At 72.9% G+C, this 8,077-nt stretch carries 5 protein-coding genes; all 5 read left to right on the plus strand.

All coding sequences use genetic code 11. From position 1 onward, the window contains the following. The first annotated feature begins 15 nt into the window (after positions 1–15). The 5 genes from HL054_RS21995 to HL054_RS22015 all read left to right on the plus strand — a co-directional run bounded on the left by HL054_RS21995 (position 16) and on the right by HL054_RS22015 (position 7,882). Positions 16–2,100, plus strand: a complete 2,085-nt coding sequence (locus HL054_RS21995; protein WP_369141268.1) for a TPM domain-containing protein — start codon at positions 16–18, stop codon at positions 2,098–2,100. Positions 2,101–2,288: 188 nt separating this feature from the next. Further along, positions 2,289–3,935: an ABC transporter substrate-binding protein gene (locus HL054_RS22000; RefSeq protein WP_369141269.1), complete on the plus strand. Its 1,647-nt coding sequence runs from the start codon at positions 2,289–2,291 to the stop codon at positions 3,933–3,935. 128 nt (positions 3,936–4,063) lie between these two features. Further along, a complete protein-coding gene (locus HL054_RS22005) occupies positions 4,064–5,170 on the plus strand; it encodes an ABC transporter permease (protein WP_369141270.1) in 1,107 nt (368 codons plus the stop codon). A gap of 1 nt (position 5,171) precedes the next feature. Then, the gene (locus tag HL054_RS22010; protein ID WP_369141271.1) at positions 5,172–6,197 is read left to right on the plus strand and encodes an ABC transporter permease; all 1,026 of its coding nucleotides are present in this window, start codon (positions 5,172–5,174) and stop codon (positions 6,195–6,197) included. Then, a complete protein-coding gene (locus tag HL054_RS22015) occupies positions 6,194–7,882 on the plus strand; it encodes a dipeptide ABC transporter ATP-binding protein (RefSeq protein ID WP_369141272.1) in 1,689 nt (562 codons plus the stop codon). The genes HL054_RS22010 and HL054_RS22015 overlap by 4 nt, the downstream gene beginning before the upstream one ends. Positions 7,883–8,077 lie beyond the last annotated feature (195 nt).

The raw sequence follows: 8,077 nt of genomic DNA on the forward strand, positions 1-8,077 counted from the left end.
AGCGACCATGGGGACATGTCCCGCATCGCTCGCCTGACCGCCGTCTCGTTCGCGCTGTTCGTGCCGCTCGGCCTCACCGGCACGGCGGCCGCAGCGCCCCCGGTCTCGGTGACCGGCCAGATCACCGACGAGGCGGACGTGCTCAGCAGCGGCGACGAGTCGGAGGTGCAGGCGGCCCTGGAGGAGCTCCAGGCCGAGGACGGCACCCAGCTCTACGTCGTCTACGTGGACTCCTTCGACGGGGTCGCCCCCAGCGAGTGGGCGAGCCAGAGCTTCGACACCTCCGAGCTCGGCAACAACGACGTCCTCTTCGCCGTCGCGGTCCAGGACGGGCGCGACAGCTACTACGTCGGCCCGAACACGGAGGTGACCGAGGCCGAGCTGTCCGACCTGGTCTCCACCGAGGTCGAACCGGACCTGGGCCAGGGGGAGTGGGGCACGGCGGCGGTGACCCTGGCCGACGGCCTGCGGGCCGACATCGGCGGCTCCGGCAGCGGCGGCGGGTCCGGCGGTGGCGGTGACGGCGGCGGTGGCGCCCTGGGAGTGCTCCTCGGGGTCGCCGTCGTGGGCGGCGGTGGGTACGCCCTGGTGCGCAACCGCCGCCGGAAGAAGCAGGCGGCGGCCTCGGCCCGGGCCGCGGAGGAGCGCGCCGCCGCGGAGGCGGCCGCCCGCGACCCGCACCACGGCACCAGCACCGAGCAGCTGACCTTCCGTGCCAGCGAGGAGCTGCTCGCCCTCGACGAGGCGGTGAAGACCTCCGAGCTGGACCTGGCCTACGCCCGCTCGCAGTACGGCGACCAGCCGCTGGCCGGCTTCCAGGAGGCGCTGGACCAGTCGAAGGCCGAGCTGTCCCGCGCGTTCACCCTCCGCCAGCAGCTCGACGACGACGTCCCGGAGGACGAGCCGACCCAGCGCCGCATGCTCACCGAGCTGCTGCAGCTGACCGGTGCCGCCGACGCCCGGCTCGACCAGCAGGCCGAGGCCTACGCGCGGCTGCGCCACCTGCAGGAGTCCGCCCCCGAGGCGCTGGCCGCGCTGACCCCGGCCGTCGCGGCCGCCCGCGCGCAGGTGCCGGCGGCCGAGCGGCGGCTGGCGGACCTCGAGCAGCGCTACGCCCGGACGGCGTGGGCGGCGGTCGCCGACAACGCGACCGAGGCCCGCGCCCGGATCGACCTGGCCGAGCAGGCCGTCTCGCACGGCCGCACCGAGCTCGACGCCGGCCGGCCGGCCGGGGCCGTGCCGGCGATCCGGGCGGCCGAGGACGCGCTGGCGCAGAGCCGCACGCTGCTGGAGGCCGTCGACCGGCTGGCCGAGGAGCTTGCCGCGATGGGCACCCGGTTCGCCGAGGTCCGGGCGGAGACCGAGAAGGACATCGCCGAGGCCCAGGCCATGCTGGCCCGCGGCGTCGACACCCCGGGGCTGCGCGAGCAGCTGGCCCGGGCCGAGCGGGCGCTGGCCGGCTCGGTCGCGCAGCTGCAGCAGCGCGACGGCGCGCTGCCCGACCCGCTGGCCGTCGTCCGGCAGCTGGACGAGGCCGACCTGGCGCTGGAGGCGGCCCTCGAGCCCGCCCGCGACGCCCGCCAGCAGCAGGAGCGGGCCGCCGCCCACCTGCAGCAGGCCTTCCGGGCCGCCGACTCCTCGGTGGCGGTGGCCGGCGACTTCATCGCCACCCGCCGCGGGGCCGTCGGCAGCTCCGCGCGCACCCGGCTCGCCGAGGCCGAGCGGCACCTCGAGGACGCCTCCCGGCTCGGCTCGTCGGACCCGGTCGCCGCGCTCCGGTCTGCCCAGCGCGCGGACACCCTCGCCCAGCAGGCGCTGGCCGAGGCGCAGCAGGACGTCGACTCCTACATGTCCGGCGGCTACGGCGGCCGCTACGGCGGCGGCGGGTACGGCGGCCGGCGCGGGGGCTACGGCAGCGGTGGCTTCGCCGGTGGCGTGGCGGGCGGGGTGGCCGGCGGCGTGATCGGCAGCATCCTGCTCGGCGGGCTCGGGGGCGGCTACGGCGGCGGGTACGGCGGCGGTGGCGGCGGCGGTGGCTTCGGCGGCGGAGGCGACTTCGGTGGCGGCGGCGGCGACTTCGGCGGCAGCGGCAGCTTCTGAGGCCCCCCCCTCACGGGGCGGCCCGGCACCCCGCCGGCGGGAGGGGTCACAACACGATCACAGGTCCGACCACGCTTCCCACACCGTGGGAACGGTGTGTTAGTCATGGGGTCCAACAGGCCACCGGCGGCCGCGGTGTTGCCCCTTCGTGTGCCCGCTGGCCGCCGCCCATGAGATCGAGGTAGCGGATGAACTCCGTGTCCAGGAGCGGCCGGCGCACGCTGGTCGCAACGGCGGGCATCACAGCGGCAGCGCTCGTGCTGTCGGCGTGCGGCGGCGGCAGCGACGACGGCGGTGGCGGCTCGTCCGGCGGTGGCGGCGGCACGCTGACCATCGGGACCAGCGACAAGGTCACCACGATCGACCCGGCCGGTTCGTACGACAACGGCTCCTTCGCCGTGATGAACCAGATCTACCCGTTCCTGATGAACACCCCGCTGGGCAGCCCGGACGTCGAGCCCGACATCGCCGAGTCGGCCGAGTTCACCTCGCCCACCGAGTACACGGTGACGCTGAAGGAGGGCCTGACCTTCGCCAACGGCAACCCGCTGACCGCCTCGGACGTCAAGTTCTCCTTCGACCGCATGGTCGCGATCAACGACGAGAACGGCCCCGCGTCGCTGCTCTACAACCTGGTCAGCACCGAGGCCGTCGACGACACCACCGTCGTCTTCACCCTCGCCAGCCCCGACGACCAGGTCTTCCCGCAGATCCTGTCCAGCCCGGCCGGCCCGATCGTCGACGAGGACGTCTTCGCCGCCGACGCGCTGACCCCGGACCAGGAGATCGTCGACGGCGAGGCCTTCGCCGGCCCGTACGCGATCACCAGCTACCAGCTCAACGACCTCGTCTCCTACGAGGCGTTCGCCGACTACCAGGGTCTGCTCGGCGCGCCGAAGACCTCGACGGTCAACGTCAAGTACTACACCGACGCCTCGAACCTGAAGCTGGACGTGCAGGAGGGCAACATCGACGTCGCCTTCCGCAGCCTGACGGCCACCGACGTCGAGGACCTCCGCGGCAACGACGACGTCCAGGTCGTCGACGGCCCCGGCGGCGAGATCCGCTACATCACCTTCAACTTCGACACCCAGCCCTTCGGTGCGACGACCGCGGAGGCCGACCCGGCCAAGGCCCTCGCCGTCCGGCAGGCGGTCGCCGACCTGATCGACCGGCAGGAGATCGCCGACCAGGTCTACAAGGGCACCTACACGCCGCTGTACTCCTTCGTCCCCGACGGCCTCACCGGCGCGACCACGCCGCTGCAGGAGAAGTACGGCGACGGCTCCGGTGGCCCGGACGCCGACAAGGCCGCCCAGCGGCTGCAGGCCGCCGGGGTGCAGACCCCGGTCGAGCTCAACCTGCAGTACTCCAACGACCACTACGGCCCGTCGTCCGGCGACGAGTACGCGCTGATCAAGGACCAGCTGGAGGCCACCGGGCTGTTCACGGTGAACCTGCAGACCACCGAGTGGGTGCAGTACTCCAAGGACCGCACCGCCGACGTGTACCCGGCCTACCAGCTGGGCTGGTTCCCGGACTACTCCGACGCCGACAACTACCTGACGCCGTTCTTCCTGCTGGAGAACTTCCTCTCGAACCACTACGAGGACCAGCAGGTCAACGACCTGATCCTGCAGCAGGCCAGCACCCCCGACCCCGCCGCCCGCCAGGCCCTGATCGAGCAGATCCAGGACCTCGTGGCCGACGACCTGTCGACGGTGCCCTACCTGCAGGGGGCGCAGGTCGCCGTCACCGGGACCGACGTGTCCGGCACCGAGGACACCCTCGACGCCTCGTTCAAGTTCCGCTACGGCGCCCTGTCCAAGGGCTGACCCGGTCCTGACCGGCTGATCGAACCGCACACGGCCCCGGGTGACCCGCGAGATGCGGGTCACCCGGGGCTCCGCGCGTCCGGACCCTGATGGTCCCGCGCTGCAACCGAACTGATGGACTGGGAGCGATGACCACCACGACGACGGAGCCCGCCACCGACGCGGGTGACCCCGCGGGCACGGCCCCGGTTCCACGCACCAGGCGTGGCGGAGGTGGCGGCCTGGGCAGCTACGTCCTGGTCCGCTTCCTGCTGATCTTCCCGACGATCTTCATCCTGGTGACGACCGTCTTCTTCCTCATGCGGTCCACCGGCGACCCGATCACCGCCGCGCTCGGCGGCCGGCTGCCGGCCGACCAGCTGGCCGAGCGGATCCGCGAGGCCGGCTACGACCGGCCGCTGATCACCCAGTACCTCGAGTACCTCGGCAACATCCTCCAGGGCGACTTCGGCACCACGCTGTCCGACCGGCGCCCGGTGAGCGAGGTGCTCACCACCTACGGGACGGCGACGCTCGAGCTCGCCGTGTACGCGCTGCTCGTGGCGTTCGTCGTCGGCATCCCGCTGGGCATGATCGCCGCCTACTCCCGCGACCGGTTCCCCGACGCGGTGCTGCGGGTCTTCGCGATCCTCTGCTACGCCACCCCGGTCTTCTTCGCCGGGCTGCTGCTGAAGCTGGTGTTCTCCGTCTGGCTGGACTGGCTGCCCGTCGCGGGCCGGGCCTCCACCGGCGCCGAGATCCAGCTGCAGACCCTGGACAACCCGACCGGCATCGCCATCGTCGACGCCATCCGGACCGGGGACGGCGGCGTCATCGGCGACGTCCTGCAGCACGCCGTCCTGCCCGCCACCGCGCTCGGTCTGCTGACCGCGGGCGTGTTCCTGCGGCTGGTGCGCACCAACGTCATCGGCACGCTGGGCACCGGCTACGTCGAGGCCGCCCGGTCGCGGGGGGTCGCGGAGTCCCGGCTGCTGCGCAAGCACGCCTACCGCCCGGCGCTCATCCCGATCATCACCGTCATCGGCCTGCAGATCGCGCTGCTGCTGGTGGGCGCGGTGCTCACCGAGACCACCTTCGAGTGGAAGGGGCTGGGCTTCCAGCTGGCCCAGTACCTGCAGGCCCGCGACTTCGTCGCCGTCCAGGGCATCGTCGCGCTGCTCGCGGTGATCGTCGCGGTCACCAACTTCATCGTCGACATCATCGCGGCGCTCATCGACCCCCGGGTGAGGTACTGACATGGCGACCGCCACCACCGCCACGACCTCCACCCGCCGGCGCCGCGGCTGGCGCGGGCTGCCCGTCGTCCGCCAGGTGCGGCAGAGCGTCGGTCTGCAGCGCGGCATGCTCGTCGCCGGGCTGGTGCTCACCGGCCTGTTCGTGTTCGCCGCGGTCTTCGCGCCGCTGCTGGCGCCCTACGAGTACGGCCAGCTGCGCGACGCCCAGGGCACCTTCGGCGCCCAGCAGTCGCCGTCCGGCGACCACTGGCTCGGGACGACGGTCGGCGGCTACGACGTGCTGTCCCGGGTGATCTGGGGCTCGCGGACCGCGCTGTACGTGATCGTCGTCGCGGTGCTGCTGTCGATCGTGATCGGCGTGCTGCTCGGCCTGGTCTCGGGCTACTTCGGCGGCTGGCTCGACCGCGTGCTGGTGGTCATCGCCGACGCGGTCTACGCCTTCCCGACCCTGCTGCTGGCGATCGTCGTGGCGATCGTGATCAGCGGCGGGCAGTCCAGCCTGTGGGGCGGCATCTTCGCCGCCGCCATCTCGATCACCGTGGTCTTCATCCCGCAGTACTTCCGGGTGGTGCGGGCCGAGACGCTGCGGATCAAGTCCGAGGCCTTCGTCGAGTCGGCGCGGGTGATCGGCGCCAGCAACTGGCGGATCATGAGCAAGCACGTGCTCCGCAACGCGACCCGCACGCTGCCGCTGATCCTCACCCTGAACGCCTCCGAGGCGATCCTCACCCTGGCCGGGCTGGGCTTCCTCGGCTTCGGCATCCAGCCGACCGCGGCGGCCGAGTGGGGCTTCGACCTCAACCGGTCGCTGTCCGACGTGACCAGCGGCATCTGGTGGACGTCGATCTTCCCGGGCGCGGCCATCGTGCTGACCGTGCTCGGCCTGACCCTGGTCGGGGAGAGCCTCAACGACCTCGCCGACCCGCGGCTGCGCAGCCGCCGCAAGGCCGACGACACCACGCCCCCGCCGGCCGGCATCGTCGAGCCCGGCGGTGCGGTCATCGCGACGGAAGGACAGCTGCAGTGAGCACCGTCGTCGACATCACCGACCTGCAGGTCTCCTTCGCCACCGACGCCGGCACCGTCGACGCCGTCACCGGCGTCACGCTGCAGGTGCAGGCCGGCGAGGTGCTGGCCATCGTGGGGGAGAGCGGCAGCGGCAAGACCGTCACCGCCCGCAGCATCCTGGGCCTGCTGCCGGAGACCGCCCGGGTCCGCGGCGCCGTGGTGCTCTCGGCCAAGGACGGCGCCAGCTCGCAGGACGTCGTCCCGCTGCGGGGCTCGGCGCTGCGCCAGGTGCGCGGGCAGGACGCCGCGATGGTGTTCCAGGAGCCCTCGACCTCGCTCAACCCGGTGTTCCCGGTGGGCTGGCAGATCATCGAGGGGCTGCGGGCGCACACCAAGATCAGCCGCAAGGAGGCCCGGGCCAAGGCGATCGACGTGCTGCGCCGGGTCGGCATCCCGGACCCCGAGCACCGGGTGGACCACTACCCGCACCAGTTCTCCGGCGGGCAGAAGCAGCGCATCGTCATCGCCCAGGCGCTGGTGCTCGACCCGGGCGTGATCATCGCCGACGAGCCGACGACGGCCCTCGACGTCACCGTGCAGGCCGAGATCCTCGAGCTGCTGCGCCGCTGCCGCGACGACTTCGGTGCCGCGATCGTGCTGATCACGCACAACATGGGCGTCGTCGCCGACCTCGCCGACCGGGTCGCGGTGATGTACCAGGGCGAGATCGTGGAGCAGGCCGACGTCCGGACGCTGTTCCGCTCCCCGCAGGACCCGTACACCCAGCAGCTGCTCGCCGCGGTGCCGCGGCTGGGCCAGGGCGTCGAGCACACCCGCGAGCGGGCCACGCACCGGGAGCCCGGCTGGGCCGAGGTGGCGCCGGTCGTGGAGGCCCGCGACCTGCGGATCGTCTACCCGGGTCGGCTGCGCCGGCCGGACTTCACCGCCGTCGACGGCGTCAGCTTCGCCATCCGCCCGGGCGAGGTGCTCGGCCTGGTCGGGGAGAGCGGCAGCGGGAAGACCACGATCGGCCGGGCCATCGCCGGGCTGACCAAGGTGACCGGCGGCTCGCTGCAGGTGCTGGGCGCGGAGATGAACGGGTTCAAGGAGCGGTCCTTCCGCCCGGTGCGCGAGCGGATCGGGTTCGTCTTCCAGGACCCGGCGTCCAGCTTCAACCCGCTGCTCACCATCGCTGAGGCGGTGGCCGAGCCGCTGGTCGTGCACAAGCGCGCCAAGGACGCCCGCGCCGCCCGGGCCCGGGTCGACGAGCTGCTCGAGGCGGTGCAGCTGCCCCGCCACTTCGGCGACCGCTACCCGCACGAGCTCTCCGGCGGTCAGCGGCAGCGCGCCAGCCTGGCCCGCGGGCTGGCCCTGGACCCGGAGCTGCTCATCGCCGACGAGCCGACCTCGGCGCTGGACGTGTCGGTGCAGGCCCGGGTGCTCGAGCTGTTCGACGAGCTGCAGAAGCGGCTGGGGTTCGCGGCGCTGTTCATCAGCCACGACCTCGCCGTCGTCGACCTGCTGGCGGACAAGATCGCCGTCCTCTACCGGGGGCAGCTGGTCGAGGAGGGCACCGGGGCAGAGGTGCTCGGCGCACCGCAGCACCCGTACACCCAGCGGCTGCTGGCGTCCCTGCCGGTGCCCGACCCGGACGAGCAGGCCGCCCGCCGCGCCTCCTGGAACGACCTCCGCGCCGCCGACTGAGCTTTCGCGCGTCTTCCCACGCGTGGGAAGGCGCGCGAAACCGTGCGGGCGTGCGTGGCAAGGCGCGCGAAACCGCGCGTGGGAAGGCGCGCGAAACCGCGCGTGGGAAGGCGCGCGAAACCGCGCGTGGGAAGGCGCGCGAAACCGTGCGTGGGAAGGCGCGCGAAACCGTGCGTGGGAAGGCGCGCGAAACCG

The sequence above is a fragment of the Modestobacter versicolor genome (assembly GCF_041028285.1).
GTDB classification, from domain to species: domain Bacteria; phylum Actinomycetota; class Actinomycetes; order Mycobacteriales; family Geodermatophilaceae; genus Modestobacter; species Modestobacter versicolor_A.